The 24,130-nt window shown below is 62.1% G+C and carries 24 protein-coding genes; 9 read left to right on the top strand and 15 right to left on the bottom strand.

The window, feature by feature from the left end; genetic code table 11:
• Positions 1 to 72: 72 nt before the first annotated feature.
• From BQ8794_RS24340 to BQ8794_RS24375, 8 genes are all read right to left on the bottom strand, one after another.
• Positions 73 to 1,116 carry an NAD(P)-dependent alcohol dehydrogenase gene (locus BQ8794_RS24340; protein ID WP_077381159.1) on the bottom strand — a complete coding sequence of 348 codons (1,044 nt, stop codon included), beginning with the start codon at positions 1,114 to 1,116 and terminating at the stop codon, positions 73 to 75.
• Positions 1,117 to 1,154: 38 nt separating this feature from the next.
• Entirely contained in the window at positions 1,155 to 2,786 is a 1,632-nt protein-coding gene (gene groEL, locus BQ8794_RS24345; RefSeq protein ID WP_077381160.1) for a molecular chaperone GroEL, read from the bottom strand.
• Between the two features lie 77 nt (positions 2,787 to 2,863).
• The gene (locus BQ8794_RS24350) at positions 2,864 to 3,664 is read right to left on the bottom strand and encodes an iron-sulfur cluster assembly protein (RefSeq protein ID WP_077381161.1); all 801 of its coding nucleotides are present in this window, start codon (positions 3,662 to 3,664) and stop codon (positions 2,864 to 2,866) included.
• A 5-nt stretch (positions 3,665 to 3,669) separates the two neighbouring features.
• Positions 3,670 to 4,692, bottom strand: a complete 1,023-nt coding sequence (locus tag BQ8794_RS24355; RefSeq protein ID WP_077381664.1) for an amidohydrolase family protein — start codon at positions 4,690 to 4,692, stop codon at positions 3,670 to 3,672.
• 72 nt (positions 4,693 to 4,764) lie between these two features.
• Positions 4,765 to 5,136, bottom strand: a complete 372-nt coding sequence (locus BQ8794_RS24360; protein ID WP_023799649.1) for an MmoB/DmpM family protein — start codon at positions 5,134 to 5,136, stop codon at positions 4,765 to 4,767.
• A gap of 17 nt (positions 5,137 to 5,153) precedes the next feature.
• Entirely contained in the window at positions 5,154 to 6,212 is a 1,059-nt protein-coding gene (locus BQ8794_RS24365) for an aromatic/alkene monooxygenase hydroxylase subunit beta (protein WP_023799650.1), read from the bottom strand.
• 50 nt (positions 6,213 to 6,262) lie between these two features.
• Positions 6,263 to 7,324 (bottom strand): NADH:ubiquinone reductase (Na(+)-transporting) subunit F, encoded by a 1,062-nt coding sequence (locus BQ8794_RS24370; RefSeq protein WP_077381162.1) that lies wholly within the window; start codon positions 7,322 to 7,324, stop codon positions 6,263 to 6,265.
• 53 nt (positions 7,325 to 7,377) lie between these two features.
• Entirely contained in the window at positions 7,378 to 9,051 is a 1,674-nt protein-coding gene (locus BQ8794_RS24375) for an aromatic/alkene/methane monooxygenase hydroxylase/oxygenase subunit alpha (protein WP_210189858.1), read from the bottom strand.
• A gap of 562 nt (positions 9,052 to 9,613) precedes the next feature.
• On the opposite strand from BQ8794_RS24375, the gene BQ8794_RS24385 reads away from it, so the two are divergent.
• From BQ8794_RS24385 to BQ8794_RS35735, 4 genes are read left to right on the top strand one after another with little or no spacing between them, the layout of a single operon-like run.
• Positions 9,614 to 10,087 (top strand): hypothetical protein, encoded by a 474-nt coding sequence (locus BQ8794_RS24385; protein ID WP_077381164.1) that lies wholly within the window; start codon positions 9,614 to 9,616, stop codon positions 10,085 to 10,087.
• Entirely contained in the window at positions 10,084 to 10,404 is a 321-nt protein-coding gene (locus tag BQ8794_RS24390; RefSeq protein ID WP_077381165.1) for a hypothetical protein, read from the top strand. Before BQ8794_RS24385 ends, BQ8794_RS24390 begins: the two co-directional genes overlap by 4 nt.
• Before the next feature lie 14 nt (positions 10,405 to 10,418).
• Positions 10,419 to 11,546 carry a WD40 repeat domain-containing protein gene (locus BQ8794_RS24395; protein ID WP_077381666.1) on the top strand — a complete coding sequence of 376 codons (1,128 nt, stop codon included), beginning with the start codon at positions 10,419 to 10,421 and terminating at the stop codon, positions 11,544 to 11,546.
• Positions 11,547 to 11,577: 31 nt separating this feature from the next.
• On the top strand, positions 11,578 to 11,751 hold the full coding sequence (locus BQ8794_RS35735) for a hypothetical protein (RefSeq protein WP_167366274.1): 174 nt from the start codon (positions 11,578 to 11,580) through the stop codon (positions 11,749 to 11,751).
• 384 nt (positions 11,752 to 12,135) lie between these two features.
• Here BQ8794_RS35735 and BQ8794_RS24405 read toward each other — a convergent pair whose 3' ends face one another.
• Both BQ8794_RS24405 and BQ8794_RS24410 read right to left on the bottom strand, forming a co-directional pair.
• Positions 12,136 to 12,345, bottom strand: coding sequence for a hypothetical protein (locus tag BQ8794_RS24405; RefSeq protein WP_077381166.1), 210 nt, complete (start codon positions 12,343 to 12,345; stop codon positions 12,136 to 12,138).
• A gap of 149 nt (positions 12,346 to 12,494) precedes the next feature.
• A complete protein-coding gene (locus BQ8794_RS24410) occupies positions 12,495 to 14,663 on the bottom strand; it encodes an amylo-alpha-1,6-glucosidase (protein WP_077381167.1) in 2,169 nt (722 codons plus the stop codon).
• Positions 14,664 to 15,066: 403 nt separating this feature from the next.
• On the opposite strand from BQ8794_RS24410, the gene BQ8794_RS24415 reads away from it, so the two are divergent.
• The 5 genes from BQ8794_RS24415 (at position 15,067) to BQ8794_RS24435 (ending at position 19,743) form a co-directional block, all read left to right on the top strand.
• Positions 15,067 to 15,822: an ABC transporter ATP-binding protein gene (locus tag BQ8794_RS24415; RefSeq protein WP_077381168.1), complete on the top strand. Its 756-nt coding sequence runs from the start codon at positions 15,067 to 15,069 to the stop codon at positions 15,820 to 15,822.
• Entirely contained in the window at positions 15,815 to 16,561 is a 747-nt protein-coding gene (locus BQ8794_RS24420; RefSeq protein WP_077381169.1) for an ABC transporter ATP-binding protein, read from the top strand. Before BQ8794_RS24415 ends, BQ8794_RS24420 begins: the two co-directional genes overlap by 8 nt.
• Positions 16,562 to 16,615: 54 nt before the next feature.
• Positions 16,616 to 17,803, top strand: a complete 1,188-nt coding sequence (locus BQ8794_RS24425; protein ID WP_425293585.1) for an ABC transporter substrate-binding protein — start codon at positions 16,616 to 16,618, stop codon at positions 17,801 to 17,803.
• Between the two features lie 69 nt (positions 17,804 to 17,872).
• Positions 17,873 to 18,760, top strand: a complete 888-nt coding sequence (locus tag BQ8794_RS24430) for a branched-chain amino acid ABC transporter permease (protein WP_077381171.1) — start codon at positions 17,873 to 17,875, stop codon at positions 18,758 to 18,760.
• Complete coding sequence (locus tag BQ8794_RS24435) at positions 18,760 to 19,743, top strand: branched-chain amino acid ABC transporter permease (protein WP_077381172.1); 984 nt, start codon at positions 18,760 to 18,762, stop codon at positions 19,741 to 19,743. The genes BQ8794_RS24430 and BQ8794_RS24435 overlap by 1 nt, the downstream gene beginning before the upstream one ends.
• A gap of 96 nt (positions 19,744 to 19,839) precedes the next feature.
• Here BQ8794_RS24435 and BQ8794_RS24440 read toward each other — a convergent pair whose 3' ends face one another.
• From BQ8794_RS24440 to BQ8794_RS24455, 5 genes are read right to left on the bottom strand one after another with little or no spacing between them, the layout of a single operon-like run.
• Positions 19,840 to 20,694, bottom strand: a complete 855-nt coding sequence (locus BQ8794_RS24440; protein WP_143744670.1) for a PCC domain-containing protein — start codon at positions 20,692 to 20,694, stop codon at positions 19,840 to 19,842.
• Positions 20,695 to 20,704: 10 nt separating this feature from the next.
• A complete protein-coding gene (locus tag BQ8794_RS24445; protein WP_077381174.1) occupies positions 20,705 to 21,463 on the bottom strand; it encodes an SDR family NAD(P)-dependent oxidoreductase in 759 nt (252 codons plus the stop codon).
• Between the two features lie 10 nt (positions 21,464 to 21,473).
• A complete protein-coding gene (locus BQ8794_RS24450; RefSeq protein WP_077381175.1) occupies positions 21,474 to 23,099 on the bottom strand; it encodes an acyl-CoA synthetase in 1,626 nt (541 codons plus the stop codon).
• Complete coding sequence (locus BQ8794_RS35740; RefSeq protein ID WP_167378824.1) at positions 23,099 to 23,275, bottom strand: hypothetical protein; 177 nt, start codon at positions 23,273 to 23,275, stop codon at positions 23,099 to 23,101. Before BQ8794_RS35740 ends, BQ8794_RS24450 begins: the two co-directional genes overlap by 1 nt.
• The gene (locus BQ8794_RS24455) at positions 23,272 to 24,123 is read right to left on the bottom strand and encodes an IclR family transcriptional regulator (protein WP_174654533.1); all 852 of its coding nucleotides are present in this window, start codon (positions 24,121 to 24,123) and stop codon (positions 23,272 to 23,274) included. Before BQ8794_RS24455 ends, BQ8794_RS35740 begins: the two co-directional genes overlap by 4 nt.
• Positions 24,124 to 24,130: the final 7 nt, after the last annotated feature.

Here is a 24,130-nt window from a genome sequence, read left to right on the forward strand (position 1 = left end):
CTTGGACCCTTTCTCTCCCTCAAAATGTGACCGGACACCGCACCCGTCCGCGCGAAATCCGGTCCATATATTTCAGGGCACGATGACGCCGCGGCCGGTGAACCGCCGGTTCTTGAAATCGTCGAGTGCGGTGTTGATGCTGGCGAGATTGTACTCGGTGTAGTGCATCTTCACCTTGCCATCGGCGTTCAGCTCCATCAGTTCGACAAGCTCGGTGAAGTTGCCGACGAGGCTGCCGCCGATGTTGATCTCCTCGATGACGAGATGCGCGGTCGGTACGTTGATATTGCCGCCATAGCCGACGACGAACAGTTGCCCGCCCTTGCGCACCATCTTCCAGCAGATGTTCTCGACACCGAGTTCACCGACGAAATCGATGACGACATGGGCGCCGCCGCCGGTGATTTGGCTGACCTCCTCGACGATGTTCGGGCCACCATCGAGGACGAAGTCGGCGCCGAGATCCTTGGCCAGCACCTGTGCTGCCGGCTCGCGATCGACGGCGATGATGCGGCAGCCCGAGATCGCGTGCAGCGATTGCAGCGCGATGTGGCCGAGCCCGCCTATGCCGAGCAGCACACAGTGACTCCCTGGCCTTAGCAGCTTGGCCGCCCGCTTGGCGGCGCGGTAGGCAGTGATGCCGGCGTCAGCCAGCGGCGCCACCTCGATCGGCGTGACGTTAGCGTTCAGCTTGATCAACGAACGCTCGCTGGTGATGAAATACTCCGCGAAACCGCCATTCATGCCGAGGCCCGGAAATTGGCCGTTATCGCAGTACATATCCTCGCCGTGGCGGCAGTTGAGGCAGATGCCGCACGAGCGGAAGGGGTGGCAGATCACGGCGTCACCGCGCTTGACCGACCTGACGCCGCTGCCGACCTCCTCGACCCAGCCGGCATTCTCGTGACCCATGATGTAGGGCAACAGCGTGCCTTCGGGGTCCATGGTCGGCTTCCATACACCTTCTATGATGTGGAGATCGGTGCGGCACAGGCCGGCGGCGCCGACCCGCACGATCACCTCGTCGGGGGCAGTGATAGTCGGTGCCCTGACCTCCTCGATCCTGAGCTGGACGTTCATCTTTGGGTCGTATTCGTACAGTCTGGCAGCTTTCATCGTCGTATCCTTTCAACGTCGAGATTGTTCGGATTGCTTCAGGCGCGGCCGAGCTTTTCAGAGCCGCCACCGCGAGCCGGTCCGGCCGTCGGGTCCTCGTCCTCGGCGAGATGGCCGATCAGCGTTTCGGTGGTCAGGATCAGCGTCGCCACCGAAGCTGCGTTGGCGAGTGCTGTGTAGGTGACGCGGACCGGATCAATGATCCCTGCCTCGAACATGTTCTGGTAGCTGCCGGCAGACGCGTTGTAGCCGTAGCCGCCGTTGATGCGCGTGACTTCCGCCACCACTGCCTCGGGATCGGCGCCGGCGTTGACGGCTATGCGCCAGAGCGGCCGCGACAGCACCGATCGCACCAGGCGCACGCCTTCGGCGACATCGCCGTCGACGCCTGCCGCTACCTTGTCGAGCAGCGGCGCGATCTGGGCAAGCGCCGAGCCACCTCCGGCGACCACGCCCTCTTCGGATGCGGCGCGCACCGCATTCAGCGAATCCTCGATGAGCTGAATGGTTCGCTTCTGCTCGACCGGCGTGACACCGCCGGCATAGAGAATCGCAGTGCCGCCAGAAAGCTTGGCCAGGCGTTCGCGCAGCTTGTCCTGATCGATATTCGGCGGCGAAGCTTCATACTGCCGCTGCACCTGAGCGCGACGCGACGCGATTGCCGCGTGGTCGCCGCCGCCGCGGATGATCGAGGTGTAAGACGAACTGGTCTTCACCCGGTCAGCCGTTCCGAGGTCGTCGGCGGTGATGTCCTCCAGCCGGCCGCCGAGGTCGCGCGCGATCACCTTGCCGCCGGTGATGATCGCCAGATCCTCCATCATCGCCTTGCGCCAATGGCCATATTCCGGCGGATGGACGACAAGGTATTTTCCAGGTCCCTGCCTGCCGAGCAGCGTCACCACGACTTCCGGCGACATTTCCTCGGACACGATCAGCAGCGGCCGACCGGCCTCGTCGGCAATGCGGCGAGCCGCATCCAGCGCCTCGGGCTCCTTGATCTTGAGATCGGTCATCAGGATGTAGGGCCGTTCGAGAACCGCCTCCATCTTCTCCTGATCGGTCACCATGTGGTGCGAGAGATAGCCGCGTTCGAAGGACATGCCCTCGACCACGTCAAGCGTGGTCTCGGTCGTCACGCTGAAGTCAGTGGTGATGACGCCTTCGGCCCCTACCCGCTGATGGGCTTCGGCCACCAGTGCGCCAAGCTTGGCATTGGTCGCCGCGATGTTGGCGACCGAGGCGAGAATTCCGTTGCCCTTGGCCGGCTTGGCCGAAGCCTTGAGCGCCGCCACTACCGCTGTCACGGCAAGGTCGATGCCCTTGCACAGATCGACGGATTTCACGCCGCGTTCATTCGCCTCCACACCGCCCTGGATGAGAGCGTTGGCGAGCACGATGGCAGTCGTGGTACCGTCGCCGGCGACCTCGTTGGTTTGCATCGACACTTCGCGAACGACCTGCGCGCCCATGTTTTCGAAACGGTCGTGCAATTCGATCTCGGAGGCGATGCTGACACCGTCACGGGTCACCATCGGCGTGCCGATCGGCCGGTCGATCATGGCGTTCATGCCTTTGGGGCCAAGCGTCGGCTCGACGGCAGCGGCCAGCCGAAAGACGCCACGGGCGAGAGCGCGGCGGGCGTCGGAGTTGTGAAGCATTACTTTGGGCATGATTCCTCCTTCCGCCTTACGGGCGGGTTGTTGGTTAGGGGCCTCGTGCGAGGGAGGCCGTTGTTTTCGGCTCTGCTTCAGGCGGTCGGCGCGGCTCGTGCCGGCACGCGATCCATGATGAAATCGACCAGTGTCGGTTCGCCGTCGACCACATCCAGTTCCTTGTATCTGGTCTGCTTGAGCCCACGGCAAAGCGCGCCGTTGAACTCCATATTGACGCGCACACCGCGCAGTTCAGCGAGATGGGCGCCGAGTGCGGCAGTCGGTATGCGTTGCCCTTCCCAGGTCACGAAGACGGGATCATCCGCCCGGCGGTCGGGAAAACGCTCGATCAGAGCCGCCCGGTATCTCGGCTTCTGTTTGGCCGCTTCGCCCGCCTCGAGCCGCGCGACGTCGTATGCCGGCAGGTCCATGCCGAGGATTTCCCGATCCGTCAGACCATGCTGCCGGAGGCCCCGCAAAACCGCCTCCTGGCGCCGCTTGAATGCCTTCATCCTGAAGGTTTCGCGCAAGGCGCCGAGATCCTGATCCTCGGCAAGTTCAGCGAAAATATCGCCGAATGTCTTGCCGGCTGCCATGCCGCAATTGACCTCTTCCGCGAACATGTGGTCGTGCAGCTTGACGCGATAGGCCGGCGACCATGAGAGTTGGTCGAGCGCCTTGCGGACGCCGTCCAGCATCAGGAACGCGAAGTTGGGCGAGCACCAGTAGGTCGGCAGGCGGAAATCTATCTCCACGCTGCCATCGCCCGTCATCACGGCTCGCTCGACGAAGCCCATCTCGGTAATCGGTTCGTCGAGTTCGGGGTCGTTGACCTCACCAAGGCACCGCCAGAGCTCCTTCTCGCGGTTGCCGGAAACGCTGGCGGCGGTTGCCATGGCCCCTACTCCGCCGCGATGCTGAAGGGCGAACTGGCGAGCGCCTTCTTCTTGGCTGCGATGTCGATGTTGTAGAGACGCGCGGCATTAAGACCGAGGATCTTCTCCTTGATCTCGTCGGTCAGCTGCACGCCGCGTTCTGCGGCGATGTCGTCGGGGATCTGGTAGGCCCAGAATTTCTCGACCAGCCAGCGTGGCGTCCAGATCGCGTAGTCGGAACCGAACAGGATTTTCTCCGGCCCGATCCAGAACAGCAGTTCGGCGATGACCTCGCCGAAATAGCGCGGGCGGGAATGGATGAAGGGCAGCGCTACCGCAAGCCCGCCATAGACGTTGGTTTCCTGGGTCGCGATCCAGCAGAAATCGTCAAGACGCGGCAAGCCGCAATGCTCGATGATCCAGTTGAGGCCCTGGAAATCCGTCGCCGCATGATCGACGTCATGCACGTCGAACGCATCCTTGCTGAGCGGCAGGATCGTCGGGCCCTTGTGGACGTGGATGTTCCTGATGCCAAGCTTGTCGCAGAGTTCGAAGCATTTGTAGGCATCGGGGTCGGTAAGCTTCCAGCCCTTGGAGGCGCCGTTCCATTCGGCCGTGTACATCTTCACGCCCTTGACGTTGTAGGTCTCCTTGAGGAAATGGATGTACTCAAGCGCCTTCTCACCGTCGCGCGGATCGAAGGCGCCGTTGACGATGAAACGCTCCGGATAACGCTTGGCCACCTCGGCGTTGCGTTCGATCGTGTTGAAGCCGTTCTTGTAGAAGTCCTTGAGATAGGTCGACTGGACGATCGCCATGTCATCTGGACCGTCGATGAACAGGTCGCGATAGAGATCGTCGGCGCTGTACTTCTCGAACTTGCTCTTCTCCCACAGCTGGTCCTTGGGGCTCAGCCCCGTGTGATAGGCGTAGAAGCAATCGATGAACTGCTTGCCGTGGACATTTTTCTGGTTGTCCGGGCTGCCGTCCCAGAAATGGGTGTGGCCGTCGACCACGAAAATATCCTTGCCTTCCGGTGTCCTAAACATTCTTTCCTCCGCAAGATGCGTGTTGATCGGTTCGGCGTGCCGCAATCAGGCGGCACGCCTGATTTTTTGCCGCTATTCGATGTATTCGAACATCTCGTCCATGTTGCCGAACAAGATCACGGTGTTGTCGTCGATGCGCACCATCCGCCCGTAGTGGGTCGAGCTGTTGACCTCGAAGGTTTCCGCCGTCATCTCGCGGCCGAGATATTCGCTGATCTCGTCCATTTTGAAGATCAGTTTGCCGGTGCCGTCGATCCGGATCATCGCCGGTTGGTAGGTTACGGTTACGTTCGGCTTCAGGCCCATGAATTCAGCGATGGCCCTGGCTTCCACCGAGTCGTTCATGGTGACGCCGCACTGATGCGAAATCGTCTGTTCGAAGGTGATGTCCTTCATCGCCCTGAAGATGTTGGATTGCGATGCGTCGCGTGCTGCAGTTGACATGACGGTTTCTCCCTGTGTCAGCGCTTGAGGCCAAGTTCGCGGAGTATCTGACCAATCCGTTCCTCGGATTTGGCACGGACATCCGCAAAGGCGACCGGCTTGGAATGCGGCATCGACCAGATCGGCTGCAGGCCGGTGGCTGCCTTGTCGGCGAGCGCGCCGTGTTTCTCTACCCAGCCCTGGAAGAGCTTCTTGTTCGCCGCGCCGTGCTTCTCGTCGTTGGCGAGCATGTGCATGAGGTCGATCGTGTTGGCGAGGTTGCGTTCGTAGTCGGCCTCGGCTGCCGAGATCACCGCCGGCGTTATGAAGTCGTGGTTGGCGGCGGCGATCTGCATCAGGAAGCCTGAGCGGAATGCTTCCCCGACCAGCGGCTCGAAGACGATGTTGATGGCGAAATACTGTTCGAGATAGTCGGTCGCGCCCATGATGGTTTCGACCGCCTCGCGGGTACCTTGCCAGTTGTTGTCCTCGAGCCAGGCCTTCTTGCCAAGTTCGTCGTCCCAGCCGGGAAGGTCCATGCCGATCTCGGCAAGGTAGAGCGTGATGTCCTGGGCAAGCCGCAGCTTGTAGGACGAGTTGGTCAGCGTCGCGTTGTTGATCATCTGGGTGTAGCCGTAACGCTGCGCCTGCATCAGCGAGGTGCCGAGCCCGAATTCGGAGTGCTTCCAGGCGCCGAGTTGCGTCTGCAGAATCTTGACCCAGGCCTTGTCGAAGGTCTTGGGTGCCCCCGACTTGCGGGCGTTGTTGATGACGCTCTGCACCATCGTCTCGATTTTCGACTGGCGCTGGTAGTGCGTGCGTTCCCACTCCTGATCGGGGGCGCGAAAGGCATGCCAGTTGGAGCTCTGCGCAGCAGTGTTCTGCTTGACATAAGCGCCCTTGCCGTCGGCAAAGGAGATTATCCAGTCCTGGATCAGGTAACGCTCCGGGTCAGGCTGTACGTCGACCGTCATGTCTTCGTAGTGCGTGGCGCGCTGGCCCTTCGGGTCGAAATACCGGTACTTCCGGCTGTCGGAATCGGCAAAGATCGCCGCGCCGGCGGCTCCGGATCCGACTGAACTCGAGATAGCTGGCATAGTCTTCACTCCCTTGTTGCAGTTGTGGTTGCAGTTGCGTGGCCGTCCCTTCAGTGGGTCGGCGTAGCACCTGTCGATGTGGTGAACTTGTCGAAGAAGATCCGCTCAGTCTCGAACCCGTTCATGAACAGAACCGGCTGAAGCGCATCAATCATCGGTGGCGGGCCACAGGCATGGACATCGCCCTGCCCGTCGACCGCAAGTTGCTTGAGCTTGGCGTCGACACTCTGGTGTACGAAACCGCGTTCGCCTTCCCATTCGGCGTCATCAGTCGCGTGCGACAGCACGGGAATGAAAGTGACATCCGAATGCTGGCCGATCAGCTCGGCGATCCTGTCGAGATAGAACAGGTCGTTGCGGGTCCTGGCACCGTAGAAGAAATAGACCGGACGTTTCTCGCCGCTCTTCAGATGGTCGTTGAGGATCGACCAGATCGGCGACATGCCTGAGCCGGCGCCGACCAGGACTAGGGGTCCTTGCCGTTCTTCCCGACGGAAACAGGTTCCGTAGGGTCCGACGACGGTAACTTCGGCTCCAACCTTGATTCCTCCGGAATCGAGTTCTCCAGAGAACTTTCCCTCAGGGTATTTTTTGATGATGAAGCAGAGTTTTTCGGTTTGGTCCGGCGTATTTGCCATGGAGAACGAGCGCGTAATCGTCTCCCCTTTTTCCGTGGTAACCGTGATGTCGACATATTGCCCCGCCCAGAACTTTATCGGCGAGCCGAGTTCGATCTCGATGCCGCGAATGTCGTGGGTCAGGTGCTCGATCAGAGCAATCCGGCCGTTGAACGTCTTCACGGCGATCGCTTTCGCCAAAATCTCCTCGTCGTAGTTGAGAAGCTCGACTTCCAGATCGGAGTAGGCGATGCAGCGGCACAAAAGGACGTGGCCGCTCTCCTTCTCCATGTCGTTCAGCGCGAAAGTCGAGTATTTCAGCATGTCGACTTCGCCATCGAGCAACACGCTCTTGCAGGCCGAGCATTGCCCTTCCTTGCAGCCGTGCGGCAGGGCGATGCCCTGGCGGAACGCAGCGTTGAGCACCGTTTCGCCATGCTCGACATCGAATTCGACGCCGACCGGGCTGAGCCTGACCGTGTGGGTTTCCGACATACGGACCTCCAGTGAAAGGAAGAGGCGGGACGAACCCGCCCCCTTTGGCCTGATCAGTTGCAGGGATTGATCGTGAAGCCGGCCCGGTATTCCGCCAGGTGCTTCTCACGGTCCGCGGGTGACATGGCACGCAGCGCGTTGAGCGGCGACCCGAGCTTGTTGCCGCGCACGTCGTCCAGCGTCCACATCTCTTTGTCGTCGAAACGCATATGTGGCTGCGGGACCAGCGTCTTGCCGTCGGAGCGGACGAAGTTCAGGTCCTTGATGGCATCGGCCAGATCCCAGCCGTCATAGAGCGTCTCCCATTCGCGCTTGCCGCTGAAGCGGCCCATCGCGGGCGTCGGACGGCCCTGATATTCGTCGGCGAACGCCACGGTAGCAGTCCACTTGTCGAGTTCGTGGGCGAAGGTGTGCAACTGGCCGTAGATCTCGCCGACCACCATGTCCTCGCGGATCAGGCAGGGTACGAGACAGGACCAGCAGCGGTGCGGGTAGACGTAGCCGACGTCGCTGTTGAACAGCAGCACCTTCTCGCCCTTGTGGCTGAGCTTGGCGTACCATTTCCAGAAGTCGCCGAATTCGGCGTACCAGCCCGGATACTTGTGCTCGAACCACTCGAAGTCCTTGTCGGTCTGAGCTTCGATGCGCCAGAAGTTGACCGGCCAGCCGACCGCGAAGAACTGCCCGACCTTGTGGACGTAATTCTTCTTGGTGATGCGTTCCCAGGCCGCCTGGACGTCGTCGTGATGGACCTTGATGCCGTATTTCTCGAGCGGCAGCATGTAGGTGCGGTAGTAGTCTTCATAGATCCAGCGGTGCCACATTTCCGCGTAAGACTCCTTGTTCTTGTCGCGGTTGGTGGTGCCGTATTCGATGAAGGTGCCTATGGCCGCATCGACGATCGCGTGGTTCTGCCAGAAGGCATAGCGCAGGTCGCGCTCGAGCAGCAGATGATTTTCCGGCTCCTTGAGAGCCGCCATCAGCAGTGAGTGGCCATTACCGATATGCCGGCTCTCGTCGGACTGCACCGACAGGAAGACGGTCGGCAGCGCATAGTCGCCGTTGCGGGCGGCTTCCGAAGGCATGGCGACAAAGAGCGTGTTGGTAAAGGCGGTTTCGGCCACCACCGTCAGGTACATGCAGGCGGCAGTCATGGTGTCGCCGGTGATGAAGCCTTCCGCGAACTGCCGGCCAATAGTCGTGGCGTAGCATTTGCCGAAGGCTTCCTCGGTGATGTCGAAGCCAGCCGGATCGATGTAGTTCTCCATGTACCATTTCTTCAGGTTCATCTGGATCGTCGAGTGCCGGAACTCGTCGATCATCTGCATCGTGAAACCGGTCCTGAGTTCCTCGCCAGGAGCGATACGGGCGACCATCGCCATCGAGCGGGCAGCCGAGATTTCCGGGAAGGGAATGATCGCCAGAAAGAGTTTCATCCACTCGACCCAGCGCGGTTCGACATTGCGGAACATGTCGCCGCGCAGCGCCGCATCCAGCGCGCCGTAGACCCGGTTGTCCTTCTCTTCCTGCATCGGGAAGTAGGACCGCAGGACCTGTTTCATCGGGTCGCGCGGTGTCTTGTTGATCTTGTAGTCCGTCGGAAACGTCATCGCTTCCTGAACGTAGGAAGGATTCCAGCCGAGATCGGCAATCTTCTTGGTTGCCTCGCCGACGGAAATTCCGCGTTGCGAGGTAATCTTGTTGAGCGTCAGAGACGTCATGGTCATAAGCCTCCACCAGGTTTGAGCCGCAAGTCCCTTGACCCCGGCATGGAGCGGCGCACAGCACCGCTAGTGAGAGTGCGAACGGCACGACAAAGGGTTGCGCGTTCAGGCGCGACTCATGGTCCGGCCATTCAAGTGGATCGTGGCAAAGGTTCTCGAGGCATCTGGCAGGGACCGCGGCGCCAACCGCATATGCGATGGGCGTATCGAAGCGGACGTGACCTGCTTCCTCCGTTCCTTCGTTCTTTTGGCACCGCGTCAAAAGCGCGATGGGCTTCTTGTGAAAATGAGCAACGCAAGCGCCGTGCCAACTTGAAAATAGCACCCATGGCAAGGGCTCAAAACAAAATCGCTGCTCTTTCGGCACATAAGCAGATGGTCAACTGTAACATTCTTTTACAGTTGTAACGTACGTCTGTAATATTTAACGCCTATTCGCAACTGCAATATATTTAGTTAGCAAGCGCAGCAAGTACAAAAACGAATATCATCTATTCAATTCTTCGTCTTTCTCCACTATTTGGGGGTGACGGCCCATGGACGGGCCTCGCGCTGGAGAGAGACCATGCCAAACGATAAAGACAGCCGGGGGCCACCCGAGCCAATGTCCAGTCAGACCGACGGCGTCACCGGCGATCTTGTCAGGCTGATGCAGCGCGATCTGGTCTTTGTCATGCGCTTTATGGGCGAGAGCCAACATCGCCTCCAGAGCCACTTCCAGGACTTCATCCGGGCCGAGCTTGCCGCCGGCGGCGTCACCACGGAAACGCATCCGATGATCCATCTGTTCATCGAGAACCATGCGATCCTGTTGCGCGACTTCGTGTTTTCCGGCGTTTCGCTGTCGCGGCAGTTCCGCGTCGAGGAGATCGAGCGCCTTACCGGCGATACGACATCGATGATCCGCGTCGACATCTGGGATCAGCTCAAGAGCCACATCGAAACGGCCGAAAAACAGTTCCAGTCGCAGGCCGGCACATTGCCAAAATTGCTGTCGGCTTTCGAAAAACCGCCCGGATCTTTGGGGAGCGAAAAATGACAGGAGGGTCCGATACTGCCAAGCGTGACATGTTGCTCGCTCGCCGGCTCGATCTTGTCGCCAACGTCTCCGCGCTGACTGCCGAGGCGCTGCGGCTCGATCAGAAACGCGCCGGTATCGAGATGGATGTGCTGCGCCTGGAACTCGAAATCGGCAGGAGCGGCGCCAGCGCGCAACTGGTGCAGGATTTGCATGAGGCGGAGGAGAGAGCCGCGGCGGTCATGCAGGAAGGCGCAAGGTGCGAGCAACGCATCGCCGCCGCGGAGGGTGAGGTCGAGGACGTCGACCGCAGCCTCGCGGCGACGGTGGGTAACTGACGAAGGGAATGGTCATGAACCAGCACGCGATACAGAACCTGACCTTGTTCGACCTGCTGGCGCGAAGCTGGCGTCGCCCGTCGGCGATCGCCGACCTGCGCTTCAGCGCCGATGGCTCGACCGTCGCCTTCACGTGCGTGGATGGAACGGTCGCAATTGCCGCAGTCGCGGACCAGGAGCCGCCGGAGTCGCGGATCAGGGTGAGCGGCGATCTCGGCCGGACAACGATCCGCCCGCGAGAGAGGCCACAGGCACCATTGATCGCGACCGCTGCGTTGGCGGATGGAGACGTCCCGCTCGCCAGCTACCTTTCCTCCGGCTTCCTCGTTGGAACGGCGGCTGGCGAAGCGGTGCATCTGGCCGCGGACGGCAATATGATGGAGACGTTGGTCAAGATCGACGGGCCGGTCGTCGCCGTCGACCACAACCCCCGGACGGCCATAACAGCCGTCAGCAACCGGCAGGATGTCTTCCTGGCACGCGGCCAAGGCGATGCAGTACGACTGCGACACGATGCGACACCGTCCACGGATGCGCTTGCCTTTTCGCCAGGCGGAAGGCGCCTCGCCCATGGCCTAGGCGACGGATTGTCGATCTGGGCGGTCGACGGCGACGCTACCCCGATACGCGACGTTTCTTTTTCGGCGCGCCCGGTATCGATCCGCTGGAGTGGAGACGGCACATGGCTGGCCTGTGGGCTCGAAGCCGGAGGCTTTGCCCTGGTCAGCGCGGCCGATGGCCGGATTGACCTTGTCGAGGGATTTCCATCGCCGGTCCGGACACTGTGCTGGAGCCTGCCGGAGAATGCGCTGTTTGCGTCGGGCGCCTTCCGGATCGCCGGCTGGTCGATGACCGCTCCGCCACTTGACGGCGACACCTCGGGCGCGCTGGAGACTGGCCGAGCCGGGCTGGTTCCGGTCGAGACAGTGGCTGCGCACCCGGAGAAAAAACTGATCGCGGCCGGCTATGCCAACGGCCGGATCACCATCGCCCAGATCGGCGCGCGAGACGAACTCCTCGTCAGGCCGCTGGGCAGCGCGGTGACCGCGCTTGCCTGGTCCGGCGACGGACGCCACCTAGCAGTGGGCGCAGTCGACGGCACCGCCGCGATCGTGACCTTTCCCGCACAGATGTTCAAATAGCAAAGGCAGCCGCATGCAAAAGGAGCACAAAATGCAAACCGAACCCACCCCCGAGGACGAGAGCAAGGACGAATTCTTCGAACGGCTCGCCAAGCTGTCGGAAGAAATGGTGGCCAAACACGGCAAGGATTTCAGTATGGGCGCATTGGTGCTTGCCGCCCGCTGGATTGCCGAAAACCGCGTCGGCCAGTTGAAGACCAACTAAACTCACGGCCAATCAATGCGCTCGAAAGCCATAGCTCCGAAGGAGCTTCAGGCGGATTCGCCGTACAGGTTTGCGCTGGCTGTGTATGCCATTCCTTCAGATTGCGACTTACCCTGGATCGAGGGCTCATCCAGGCGCGACTCAATCCAGCGCTCGCAGATGCCGCACGGACGCTGGCGATCGGCGCAGGTATCAGTTGCGCCGTAGTCATTGATGGCAGTGTGCATCACGGAGCACATGGGGAGCCGGCCTGCTGGTCGGGCGCGGCCGTTGCCACCGTCAACAAGCTCACCTATGGCGGCAGCCGCTATTCGCTGGGCAGCCGCTACGCGCCCTCACCCCGCCGCATGAGCAGCGACGGCCCGCCTAGCAGGGCGGGCGGCGCTATCGGCCCAACGGCTGCCTGGATAGGGAAATCAGTTCTGTCTCGTCGATCACGCCGGCCATGTAATTGGCAATAATCCGAGACGCGAGCGCCTCACGCTGACCAGTCGATTGACCTTCAAGCTTGAGTTGTTCGAACGCTCGAGCCAGCAGAGCCAACTCGGACGGATCGAAAATACCAGCTTCCTCAGCTTTTCGACGGATCGCCATGGCATCCCTCAAAGACAATCGATTGTCTTGGCAACGTTTGCCGCAACATTGCGTTCCGGGAGGTGGTTCAAGACGAGCCTGGGCGGCGCGCACCGTTGCTGGCCCTCTGCCGACAGCGGCTGACGCCAGTGGCCACTTGCCGGCCAAAGTTATGAGCGCACCACCAGAGGCACCAGACCCTCATGGCGGTGGTCGAGATAACACACAACACGGTCGCCAATGCGCTCGAAGATGAGATCGACTTTCGCCTCGCCAATGGCCAGGTGGCGGATAACGATGTTGTCGATGCCGATAGGCAGCCGCGGGCGTTCCACAGTGATCTCGCGTTTCCAGCCGTCGACCCGAATGCCCAGGCAAGCCTGCAGCATCATGAAAGCGGAGCCAGCCGACCAGGCTTGCGGCAGACAGGCGACCGGGTAGGCCACCGGTGAATCGCTGGCCGCACGCGTAAAGCCGCAAAACAGCTCTGGCAGCCGCATGTTGAAACGGACCGCCGCCTCGAACATACCGCTCATCAGCTTCACGACGCTGTCGCGTTCGTGATAGCGGGCGAGCCCGGAGGCGCAGAGCGCGGTGTCGTGCGGCCAGATCGAGCCATTATGATATGACATCGGGTTGAATGGGATCTCGTCGTCGGCCAGTGTGCGAACGCCCCAGCCACTATGAAGATGAGCAGAGAGCAACTGGCTGGCAAGTGCCTGCGCCCGTTCCGCCGACGGCAGCCCGACATAAAGCAGGTGACCGGCGTTCGACGTGCGGACCGCGCATTGCTTGCCTTCTCCGTCGATCGCCAAAGCATAGAAATCGCGGTCCGGCATCCAGAAATGCGTCTCGACCGCATGACGGATCCTCTCTGCCAGGGCGCTCCAGTGCGCCGCCTTGGCGTCGTCGCCGCGCCTGGCGGCCAGCGCCGCCATCCCTTGGTAGGCGGCGAAGGCATAACCTTGCACCTCGACCAATGCGATCGGCCCTATGGGGATGGTGCCGTCGGCATGGAAGACGGCATCGGAACTGTCCTTCCAGCCTTGGTTGAACAGACCCGTGTCGGCGGCCCTGTTGTAGGTTACAAAGCCTTCCCCGTTGCGAGCTCCGACCTCTTCCATCCACGCGGTGGCAGCGCCCAGCGAGTCCCACATGCGATCCACAAACGCCTCGTCTCCGGTGCGATCGGCGTAGGACGAAGCCAGGTAGACATAGAGTGGCGTGGTGTCGACGCCGCCATAGTAGCGGCCGAACGGCAGTTCGCGCAGCACGGCCATTTCTCCCTTGCGGGTTTCATGCATGATTTTGCCGGGTTCGGCATCATCGAACACAGAGGTGTCGGTCGACTGATAGTGGGCAAGATAGGCCAGTACCCCACGGGCAAGCTCGGGATTGAGCCAGAGCATCTGCAAGGCGGAAATGACGCCATCGCGGCCGAAAGCCGTCGAAAACCACGGGATGCCGGCATATGGGTATGGCCCCGTCTCCAGATCCGTCGTCAGCAGCGCGATGTCGGCGCGCGTGCGTGTGAGCCAGTCATTGAACACGCGGCCGGAGCTGAACACGGTGGCGCCCTGCCGGCGCTTCGAGCGCATGGCAAAGCGGGCGCGCGCGGCGGCCGCGCGGAAGCGATCACTGGAGGGGACAGCTTCGCTGTGACCGACCTCCAGGTACAGTGCCCTGCTGTCACGCCTTGCCACGAGAATGAGGAAATCGGCGTGGTTGGGATGCAGCTGATCGGGCTTGAACGAGAATGCGATGACCGATTGACGGGCCACATTGTCGAGGCCTTCATATCGGAAGATTACGCTCGCCGCGCCGACCAGCGCGTCATGGGCGCGACCACGGCGGCTGCGCGTCGTGCCGCGCACCTCGAACATGTCACGGAAATCGACGTCGAAATCGAGCCGAACCGGCAGAACCACCTCGCGCGCGGAGTAGTTGGTGAAGGTGATGCGCTCGAACATACGGTCCTGCCAGATGAACCGCGTCCGATCGATGTGGACGACGCCCGGCAAGGCTTCGCTGCCATTCGGCCCGATAGTGGCCAGATTGGTGAGATTGGCGGTAAACAGGATGTTGTCTTGCGACAGCGAGGCGCCGAGCAGCGACGGCATCCGGCCGCCGATGAACAGACGGAAGCGCGACAGTACACGCGTGTCGTCGCGGAAAAGCCCGTCGCCGGTGCCGCGTATGTCCCCGTAGCTGTCTGAGACGACGAAGCAGTCCTCGTGCTTCAGCGCAAATTGCCGATGCGGCTCGCGCGGCGCCGTCTCGTCGATCGCCGGGAGCGCCACGGCTGGATCAAGCTTGCGGTCTTCCAGTTGACTGGTCATGGTCAACCTCTCCTGTTCAGAAGCGGCCAAGTGGCTCAGGCGCTGATCCCTGCCAGCTAACGCCAGGCAGCCGAGCCATCTCCCTGCTCCATTAGGTAGATATAGTCATTATTGCGGTGTTTTTAGCCGCCTGTTTCGAGAGCCAAGTGCTTTGGTTATGCCCTCCGGGAGCGAACGATAGATCGCCAAGCAGTCGCTGCACATGCGCTCGACCGTGAATCGCTCTTCAAAAGTTTGTCGAACCGACGCATCTGAAAAATTGCAGCCTTGACGCGATGTGCATTAGGTCGTTTGTTGCGGGGCGGGAAAGCCACAGGAGGAACCATGGACGTCACCCTGGGGGCGGGCAGCCTCGCAGCCGTTTCCACGTTTTCACGCCGATGATGGGCGAAGGCTTTCGCGCATGAGTTCCGGAGCGATCCTCGAAGCAACGGGATTAACTAAAGAATTCAAGGGTTTCGTCGCTATCAGTGGTGTCAACCTGACGGTCGAGCGAGGATCGATCCACGCGCTCATCGGCCCCAACGGCGCAGGCAAGACGACCCTCTTCAACTTGCTGACTAAATTCCTGCAGCCGACGCGCGGCGCGATCCGCTATCAGGGCCGGGACATCACCAGGATGCAGCCGGCCGACATCGCGCGGCTGGGCCTTGTGCGCTCCTTCCAGATATCGGCGGTGTTTCCGCACATGACGGCGCTCGAGAACGTCCGCATCGCGCTGCAGCGCCGGCGCGGCGACAGTTTCGATTTCTGGCGCTCGGAGAAAGTGCTCTCCAAATTCAACAGCGAGGCTGCGGCTCTTCTCGCCGACGTCGGCTTGACCGAGTTTTCAGATACCCGCGCCAGCGATCTTTCCTACGGCCGCAAGCGCGCCCTTGAAATCGCGACGACGCTGGCACTGAACCCTGAAATGCTGCTTCTCGACGAGCCCATGGCCGGCATGGCGCAGGAAGATATCGAGCGCATCTCGGCGCTGATCCGGCGCATCTCCAAGAACCGCACGATTTTGATGGTTGAGCACAATCTGTCGGTCGTCGCCTCGCTGTCGAACCGCATCACCGTGCTCGCGCGCGGCAAAGTCCTCGCCGAAGGCGACTATGCTGCGGTTTCCAAGGATCCGCGCGTTATCGAAGCCTATATCGGGGCCGGACATGCCTGAAGTTGAACTTGCAAGCAGGCCGGCTGCTGGCCCCTCGACGAGACCCCTGCTTCGCGTCGATGGCCTGCAGGGCTGGTACGGCCAGAGCCATGTGCTTCACGGCGTGAGTTTCGAGGTTGGCGAAGGCGAAGTGGTGACGCTGCTCGGCCGCAATGGCGCCGGCAAGACGACGACACTGAAGGCGATCATGGGGATTCTTTCCAGGCGCTCTGGTTCGGTCACCTATGACGGCCGGGAGACGATCAAGCTGCCGTCGCGGTTGATCGCACAGATGGGCATCGCCTACTGCCCCGAGGAGCGGGCGATCTTTTCCAGCCTCTCTGTCGAGGAGAATTTGATGCTGCCGCCGCAGGTGCGCCCTGGTGGGCTCACCGTCGAGCAGATTTTCGAGCTCTTCCCGAACCTGAAGGAACGGCTTTCGAGCCAGGGGACCAAGCTATCAGGCGGCGAACAGCAGATGCTCGCCATCGGCCGGATCCTGCGGACGGGCGCCAAGCTCTTGCTGCTCGACGAGCCGACCGAAGGGCTTGCGCCGGTCATCGTGCAGCAGATCGGCCGCACCATTGCCCGGCTCAAGGAGGAGGGATTCACGATCGTGCTCGTCGAACAGAATTTTCATTTCGCCGCGTTGGTCGCGGACCGTCACTATGTGGTGGAACAGGGGCGCGTGATCGACACCATCCCCAACCACGAACTCGACGCCAACATCGACAAGCTGCACGCCTATCTCGGCGTCTAGACAATCATCAACGGCGCGTTGCGCCGCAATCGGAGGGAAGTAGCGATGAAAAAAATGGGATTTGTCCTGGCTTCGACGGCGAGCCTGCTGATGGCCGGCGCGGCCTACGCCACAGATGTCAAGATCGGCGTTCTGAATGACCGTTCCGGCATCTATGCAGACATCGCTGGCGAAGGCTCGGTCATCGCGGCCCAGATGGCGGTCGAAGACTTCAAGGCGACGGACAAGGGCATCAATGTGTCGATTGTCTCCGCCGACCACCAGAACAAGCCGGACGTCGGCTCGAACATCGCCCGCCAGTGGTACGACACCGAAAATGTCGATGTAATCGCCGACGTGCCAACCTCGTCGGTGGCGCTCGCCGTCAACGAGATCACCAAGGAGAAGAACAAGATCTTCCTTGCCTCGGGTCCGGCCTCGTCCGACCTCACCGGCAAAGCCTGTTCGCCCAACACCGTCCACTGGACCTACGACACCTGGGCGCTTGCCAACGGCACGGGCTCGGCCATGGTCGCACAGGGCGGCGATAGCTGGTTCTTCGTCACAGCGGACTACGCCTTCGGCCACGCGCTCGAGCGCGATACGTCGGCGGTCGTCGAAGCGTCGGGCGGCAAGGTTCTCGGCGCCGTCCGTCATCCTTTCCCCGGCCAGGATTTTTCGTCCTTCCTGCTGCAGGCGCAAGGGTCGGGTGCCAAGGTCGTCGGCCTCGCCAATGCCGGCGGCGACACGATCAACGCGGTCAAGCAGGCGTCGGAATTTGGCATCACGCAGGGCGGCCAGGCGCTCGCCGCCCTGTTGATGTTTATCAACGACGTGCATGCGCTTGGCCTTGAAGTGGCGCAAGGCCTCGTGCTCACCGGCGCGTTCTACTGGGACAAGGACGATCAAACGCGGGAATTCTCTGCCCGTTTCCAGGAGCGGAATGCCGGACAAAAGCCTTCGATGATCGAGGCCGGAGTCTACGCCTCGGTCCTGCATTACCTTAAAGCCGTCGAGGCCGTCGGCGACAAGGATGCGGCCAAGGTGATGGCCAAAATGAAGGAAATGCCGACCGAGGATCCGCTGTTCGGCAAGGGCACGATCCGCGCCGACGGGCGCAAGTTGCACGACATGTATCTGTTCCGCGTCAAGAAGCCGGACCAATCGAAGGCTCCATGGGACTATTTCGAGACGGTGGCCACCATTCCGGCCGACAAGGCGTTCCGCCCGCTCGCCGAAGGCGGCTGTTCGCTCGTCAAGTAAGCGAGCCTCGCCAACGATGCGCCGAACAGCTCGGCGCGTCGTTTTGTCGATAAGTCAGCTGGAGCGACCATGTTCGAACTGCTTGGAATTCCGCCACAGGTCCTGTTCGGGCAATTGCTGCTCGGGCTGATCAATGGGTCCTTCTATGCGGTTCTGAGCCTCGGGCTGGCGGTCATCTTCGGTCTGTTGAACATCATCAATTTCACGCATGGCGCGCAGTACATGCTGGGCGCCTTCGGCGCCTGGATGCTGCTCAACTATCTCGGCGTCGGTTACTGGTGGGCTGTGTTCATCGTCCCGCCGATCGTCGGCGTCACCGGCATCGTGCTCGAGCGCGTCCTGATCCGACGGCTCTATCACCTCGACCATCTCTACGGGCTGCTTCTCACTTTCGGGCTGGCGCTGATCATCGTCGGCTTCTTCCGCCAGTTTTTCGGTGTATCCGGCCTGCCGTACCGGCCGCCGCCGCTTCTGAACGGCGGGTACAATCTCGGCTTCATGTACCTGCCCAATTCGCGCGCCTGGGTGATCGTGGCTTCCCTCATCGTGTGCCTCGCGACCTGGTTCATCATCGAAAAGACCCGGCTTGGCGCCTATCTCAGGGCTGCGACCGAGAACCCGACCATGGTCGGCGCGTTCGGCATCAACGTGCCGCTGCTGGTCACGCTCACATATGGTTTTGGCGTCGCACTCGCGGGTTTCGCCGGCGTGCTCGCCGCGCCGATTTACGCAGTCAACCCGAACATGGGGGCAGACCTGATCATTGTCGTCTTCGCCGTCGTCGTCATCGGCGGCATGGGCTCGATCCTGGGCTCGATCCTCACCGGCTTCGGGCTTGGGCTGATCGAGGGTTTGACCCGCGTATTCTATCCGGAAGGCTCGGCGGTGGTGATCTTTGTCATCATGGCGCTCGTGCTACTCGTCAAACCCGCGGGTCTGTTTGGACGGAGTGTGTGATGACAACCGATACCAACCCGATCGCTATGGCTGCCATAACGTCCGTCGGCGCCGCGGGCATGCCCCGTCATCACCTTGCGATCTTCGCCGCGCTCTTCGTCTTCCTCACCGCCGCGCCATTTCTGCTCTATCCGATCTTTGTCATGAAGGTGCTGTGCTTCGCGCTGTTTGCCTGCGCCTTCAACCTGTTGCTCGGCTTTGGCGGTCTCCTGTCCTTCGGCCACGCAGCCTATTTCGGCATGGCGAGCTACGTCTCGGCCCATGCGGCAAAGGTGTGGGGCCTGACGCCTGAACTTGCCATTATCGCGGGCACGCTGGTGGCAGCCGTGCTCGGTCTCGCCATCGGCTCCCTCGCCATTCGCCGCCACGGCATCTATTTCGCCATGGTGACGCTGGCTTTTGCGCAGATGATCTATTTCTTCTCGCTGCAGGCGGCGTTTACCGGCGGCGAGGACGGCATCCAGGCCGTGCCGCGCGGCCATCTGTTCGGGCTGATCGACCTGCGTTCGAGCGAAGTTCTCTATTTCTTCGTCCTCGCCATCTTCTTCGCCGGCATATTGCTGATCTATCGGATCATCCATTCGCCGTTTGGACAGGTGTTGAAGGCGATCCGCGAGAACGAGCCGCGCGCGATCTCGCTAGGCTATCGGGTCAACCGCTACAAGCTCGCCGTATTCGTGCTGTCGGCCACGCTCGCCGGCGTCGCCGGCGCAACCAAGGCCATCGTGTTCCAGTTGGCATCGCTTACCGACGTCTACTGGACGATGTCCGGCGAAGTCGTGCTGATGACGCTGTTGGGCGGCATGGGCACGGTGTTCGGACCGATCGTCGGCGCGGCAGTCATCGTCACGATGCAGAACTACCTCGCGAGGTTCGGCGACTGGGTCACGATCGGCCAGGGCATCATCTTCGTCGTCGCGGTGCTGTCGTTCCGGGAAGGCATCGTTGGCGTCCTGGCAAAATGGATCCGAAAACCGCTCTGACCGGGTCGTGAAACCTGAATTTCGGATGATCTTCGGTCGATCCGATCAAGTGGGGCCGCAGCAGACACGGGCGCACAGCGTGGTCAGCATCCTCAACTATGCAAGTTCCTCATCGGATGCGACAACCAGCAGTTCGAACGTCACGCAGACCGGGTTAGCGTCGCGGCGAAGGCGACCTGCTGATATCACACCGTCCATGCCGACCAGCGCGATGTCGAGCGTGCAGCGACCGGAGCGGATGCAACCATCCGTGACGAGAACTTCCGTCGCATAGGAGGAAACGTCCGAGCCGTCGTCGAAATCCGCGCCGACCAGGCTGCCAATGCCCTGGATCGAGGCGTGGTCAATGCCGTGCCGTCGGCAGACGGCTTCGATCGCCTGGCCGATATCCTCGTTGGGCTTTACCGTGCAGACGGCTGCGCGGCGGCCGCGGCGCTCACCCAGGACCGGAGCCTTGATCGGCACGAAAAGGCGAAAACTCGTCTCGGCGTCGTCGCGCACGTCGAACAGTGCGCCCTCGATACCCCAGGCCGTGACCTCAACCGGCTCCGCCAGGTGCGAGTCGAGCGGCAGGAGATGGCCCATGCGGCGCATGCCGTCAGGGGTGCGCCAGATGCCATGGCAATGAAAAAATGGTCGCTCGTCGCGCCGGCCGGCGACGAGGCCCGCATCCTCGATGACCGTTATGCCTTCCGGTGCGAATGTATCGCTGTACCACGCGGCGTGCGTGCCATCGGGAGAGGCGGCGGGGATGACGTAGCGCATTGGGTCAACCCGCGCGTTGCGCAGGCGGATATACCCGCCGCTGAACCCGGCGACCGCGAGGGCCTGCGCCACGGCGTCATTGATCGAGCTGGCGGCTTCAAGCCGCAGCGTCAGCGGCTCTGCGGCGCAGGGCATCGCTGCGAAACGTTCCGACGCGATCGGACCGGGATGGCGGATGCTGCGCATCGGAGCCATCTCAGGCGACAAGGCCGGCATGGATGAAGCCGCCATCGACGGCGAGAATCTGGCCGTTGATGTAGCTGGCCTCGCCTGAAATCAGGAAAGCCACCGCTGCCGCGATCTCGCGCGGCGTGCCGTAGCGGCGCTGCGGCACCCGATCCAACCACTGTCGGCGAACGTCCTCGGTGTGGACGGCCTGCGTCAACGGCGTATCGATCGGCCCGGGTGCGACGGCGTTGACGCGGATGCCATCGACGCCGAGCTCGTTGGCCATGACGAGCGTGAGCAGATTCTGGCCGCCCTTCGATGCGCCGTAGGCGCTGCGGCCCTTGTTGCCGCAAAGGCCAGAAACAGAGGTGATATTGACAATCGCTCCCGGCAGCTTCCGTTCGAGCCAGTAGCGCGCCGCAGCCCGCGAGACGATGAAAGTTCCGGTGAGGTTCACGTCGACAATGCGGCGGAAATCCTCGACGCTGGTCTCGACCGACGGCCGGTCCATCGCGATGCCGGCGCAATTCACGACCGCGGCGAGGCTGTGCGCGGCGGTGATCCGGCCGATGGCCTCGTCGACAGCCGCTTCGTCGACGACGTTGCAGACGATGCCGCGTTCCTCGCTCAGGCCGAGATCCGTGCAGGCCGAACCCAGCGCTGGCGCGGCGAGGTCGAGAAGGAAGACCTCGAAGCCGCGCTCGGTCAGCAGGCGCGCGGTCTCAAGGCCGATGCCCGATGCGCCGCCGGTGATCGCCACGGCGCGGCTTTGGTGGCTGCTGTTCATCGCCTGCTCCTCATGCCGAGAGCTGCCGCTCGGACGGTCCCAACTCGCCGCGGCGCTCCAGCTCTTCGCGAATCAGCTTCTTGGCGATCTTGCCATAGGCCGATTTGGGCATCGTCTCCCACCACACGAAGCGCTTGGGCATCTTGTAGCGGGCGAGCTTGCCTTCCAGCCAGCGCTCAATCTCGATCGTTTCGCGCACAACGCCGGCGCGGGCGACGCAAACCGCGACGCCGACCTCGCCCCAGACGGGATCGCGAATGCCGAGAACGGCGGCTTCGCTGATGTCGGGATGGAGCAGGATCTTCTCCTCGATCTCGCGCGGATAGATGTTGGAGCCGCCGGAGATATACATGTCGGACGAGCGGCCAGTGATGTAGACGAAGCCGTCCTCGGCCATGTGGCCCAGATCGCCGGTGCGGAACCAGCCGTTGCGGAACGCTGCGGCGTTGGCTTGCGGGTTGTCGTAATAGCTGGCGAAGACTGCCGGCCCGATCACGCAGATTTCGCCGGTTTCGCCCGGCGAGACGGCATTGCCGGCGTCGTCCTGGATCTCGACCTGCATGGCCGTGCGCTCGAAACCGCAGGTTCCGATGCGCGCTTGCGGGCCATCCTCGACGGAATGATAGGAAGGAGGCTGCACAGTGATATTGCCCGTGACTTCCCCCAGGCCAAAATACTGGACCAGAACCGGCCCCAGCTTCTCGAGCGCCCGCTTCTGGTCGGCGCGGTACATCGGCGCACCGGCATAGATGACATAGCGCAACGAGGAATGGTCGAACCGGTCGACGCTGTCGTCTTCGACGAGCATCTTGAGGATGGTCGGCACGGTGAAGGCGTTGGTCACCCGCCATTTTTCGATCAGCGTCCAGACCGTCGGCACGTCGAGCTTGTCGGTTGGCAGGAGGATAGACTTGGCGCCGTGCGCCACCTGCACGAGTTGATGAATGCCGGCCCCATGCGACAGCGGCGCCACCACGATCGAGACGTCGTCGCGGGTCGTGCCGGGCATCAGGTCGCACAGATGATTGGTGATGACAAAGCCCATTTGGCCATGCGTGAGCACGGCGGCCTTCGGCCGGCCGGTCGTGCCGGAGGTGAAGAAGAACCAGCAGGGATCGTCGCGATCAACGGCGACGCTGGCAACGGTCCGGCCGGCAAAACGGGCGGCGACGGCGTCGTAGTCATCGCCGAATTCGGCCGCGCCGATCGACAGGACGAAGTCGATCCCGGGGGCTGTTTCCCGGCAGGCAGCAGCATGAGCCGGGAAGCCCGCGCCGCAGATCAGGCCACGCGCGCCGCTCGCCTTGGCGAGGTAGGCGACTTCGTCCGGCGACTGACGGTAGTTCGCAGGCACCCAGACGGCCCCGAGCCGGAAGCAGGCGAACATTGATTCGAACATCTGGTTGCAATTGGCCGACTGGACGAGGATTCGGTCGCCCTTTGTCACGCCGAACTCTTCGCGGAGTGCGGCGGCCATCGCGTTGACGCGCGCTTCCATCTCGCGCCATGTCCACTGCCGCTCGCGCCAGACGAAGCCAATATCGTGCGGATTGCGGCGTGCCGCCTGGGTCAAAAAATGCGAGAGGTTCATGACGCGCGTGGAGGAAGGCGTCACGCCGCCTGGGGCCATGGTCATCACTTCGCGCGCTCCAGCAACGACACGTAGACGAAGATGGCGGCGACGTCGCCGGGCTCGACGTCGGCATGAGCAAGCGTGGGCGCCGCTGCCGTCGCCATCGACTGCCCGGTGTTTTCCAATTCCGACTTTCCGAACGCGGAATGCGCCGATCCGACGATCTGAGCCTTCGTCATTGTGACAACCTCCTGGTGCGCGGCTTTAAAGTGGGGTGCTCGCGCATATGCGCGCGCGAGGCGAACATCTGGGCAAGCCGTTCCTCGACGCGCTTTGCCTCCTGCATGAGATATCCGACGAGTTCGACCTGTCTTGCCGGCTGCATCCGGCTGTCGATCGCCGCGATCGACAGTGCGCCGACTGGCCTTGCGTCCGCGCTGCGAAGCACAACCCCGACCCCCCAGGAATTGGCGACGATGCGGCCGGGATTGAGCGAATAGCCGTTGGCCCGCGTCGTTTCGACGTCGCGCCGGATCTGCTCGACCGGGAGCATTGGGTAGTCGGATCTGAGCACCGCGTCATTGGCGGCCAGCACCGCTTCCACTTCCTCGTCGGGGAGTGCGGCGAGCATGGCGAGCGAGCCGGCGCCGACGCCCAGTGGATGCTCGAAGCCGGCCTGCAGCGCGTGGGTCCTGACCGGGTAGGTCCCTTCCTCGCGATAGAGGCAGACTGAGTATGTGTCGCGGCGAACCGAGAGGAAGCTGGCATCTTCGGTCTTCTTCGAAAGGCGCAGCAGACTTTCCATCGAGACCTGAAGCAAGCCGAAACGTCGCGAGGCGAGGCTGCCCAGCACGTAAGCCTCCTCGCCGAGATAATAGCGCCGCGTCGTCTCGTCCTGCTCGATCATTCCCGCGCGTATCAGCGCCAGGAGCAGGCGGCGCGTTGTCGGCTTGTTGAGCCCACTCTCTTCGACGATATCGGAGAGCGAAACGCCGCGGTCGGCGTGCCGGCCGACCATCGAAAGAAGGCTGAGCGCCCGGTCGACGCTCTGCGAGCCGGTCTGATCGCGTTCTGAGGGCGGCGCGATGTCCATG

The sequence above is a fragment of the Mesorhizobium prunaredense genome (genome assembly GCF_900156895.1).
Classification (GTDB): Bacteria; Pseudomonadota; Alphaproteobacteria; order Rhizobiales; family Rhizobiaceae; genus Mesorhizobium; species Mesorhizobium prunaredense.

Excerpts from the sequence above, each read along its gene's own strand:
- BQ8794_RS24430 (WP_077381171.1), top strand. The coding sequence starts at position 17,873 with ATGTTCGAACTGCTTGGAATTCCGCCACAGGTCCTGTTCGGGCAATTG.
- BQ8794_RS24340 (WP_077381159.1), bottom strand. The coding sequence starts at position 1,116 with ATGAAAGCTGCCAGACTGTACGAATACGACCCAAAGATGAACGTCCAG.
- BQ8794_RS24350 (WP_077381161.1), bottom strand. The coding sequence starts at position 3,664 with ATGGCAACCGCCGCCAGCGTTTCCGGCAACCGCGAGAAGGAGCTCTGG.
- groEL (WP_077381160.1), bottom strand. The coding sequence starts at position 2,786 with ATGCCCAAAGTAATGCTTCACAACTCCGACGCCCGCCGCGCTCTCGCC.
- BQ8794_RS24360 (WP_023799649.1), bottom strand. The coding sequence starts at position 5,136 with ATGTCAACTGCAGCACGCGACGCATCGCAATCCAACATCTTCAGGGCG.
- BQ8794_RS24355 (WP_077381664.1), bottom strand. The coding sequence starts at position 4,692 with ATGTTTAGGACACCGGAAGGCAAGGATATTTTCGTGGTCGACGGCCAC.
- BQ8794_RS35740 (WP_167378824.1), bottom strand. The coding sequence starts at position 23,275 with ATGACGAAGGCTCAGATCGTCGGATCGGCGCATTCCGCGTTCGGAAAG.
- BQ8794_RS24370 (WP_077381162.1), bottom strand. The coding sequence starts at position 7,324 with ATGTCGGAAACCCACACGGTCAGGCTCAGCCCGGTCGGCGTCGAATTC.
- BQ8794_RS24405 (WP_077381166.1), bottom strand. The coding sequence starts at position 12,345 with ATGGCGATCCGTCGAAAAGCTGAGGAAGCTGGTATTTTCGATCCGTCC.
- BQ8794_RS24445 (WP_077381174.1), bottom strand. The coding sequence starts at position 21,463 with ATGAACAGCAGCCACCAAAGCCGCGCCGTGGCGATCACCGGCGGCGCA.
- BQ8794_RS24440 (WP_143744670.1), bottom strand. The coding sequence starts at position 20,694 with ATGCGCAGCATCCGCCATCCCGGTCCGATCGCGTCGGAACGTTTCGCA.
- BQ8794_RS24415 (WP_077381168.1), top strand. The coding sequence starts at position 15,067 with ATGAGTTCCGGAGCGATCCTCGAAGCAACGGGATTAACTAAAGAATTC.
- BQ8794_RS24410 (WP_077381167.1), bottom strand. The coding sequence starts at position 14,663 with ATGACCAGTCAACTGGAAGACCGCAAGCTTGATCCAGCCGTGGCGCTC.
- BQ8794_RS24375 (WP_210189858.1), bottom strand. The coding sequence starts at position 9,051 with ATGACCATGACGTCTCTGACGCTCAACAAGATTACCTCGCAACGCGGA.
- BQ8794_RS24420 (WP_077381169.1), top strand. The coding sequence starts at position 15,815 with ATGCCTGAAGTTGAACTTGCAAGCAGGCCGGCTGCTGGCCCCTCGACG.
- BQ8794_RS35735 (WP_167366274.1), top strand. The coding sequence starts at position 11,578 with ATGCAAACCGAACCCACCCCCGAGGACGAGAGCAAGGACGAATTCTTC.
- BQ8794_RS24385 (WP_077381164.1), top strand. The coding sequence starts at position 9,614 with ATGCCAAACGATAAAGACAGCCGGGGGCCACCCGAGCCAATGTCCAGT.
- BQ8794_RS24435 (WP_077381172.1), top strand. The coding sequence starts at position 18,760 with ATGACAACCGATACCAACCCGATCGCTATGGCTGCCATAACGTCCGTC.
- BQ8794_RS24390 (WP_077381165.1), top strand. The coding sequence starts at position 10,084 with ATGACAGGAGGGTCCGATACTGCCAAGCGTGACATGTTGCTCGCTCGC.
- BQ8794_RS24450 (WP_077381175.1), bottom strand. The coding sequence starts at position 23,099 with ATGACCATGGCCCCAGGCGGCGTGACGCCTTCCTCCACGCGCGTCATG.
- BQ8794_RS24365 (WP_023799650.1), bottom strand. The coding sequence starts at position 6,212 with ATGCCAGCTATCTCGAGTTCAGTCGGATCCGGAGCCGCCGGCGCGGCG.
- BQ8794_RS24425 (WP_425293585.1), top strand. The coding sequence starts at position 16,616 with ATGGGATTTGTCCTGGCTTCGACGGCGAGCCTGCTGATGGCCGGCGCG.
- BQ8794_RS24395 (WP_077381666.1), top strand. The coding sequence starts at position 10,419 with ATGAACCAGCACGCGATACAGAACCTGACCTTGTTCGACCTGCTGGCG.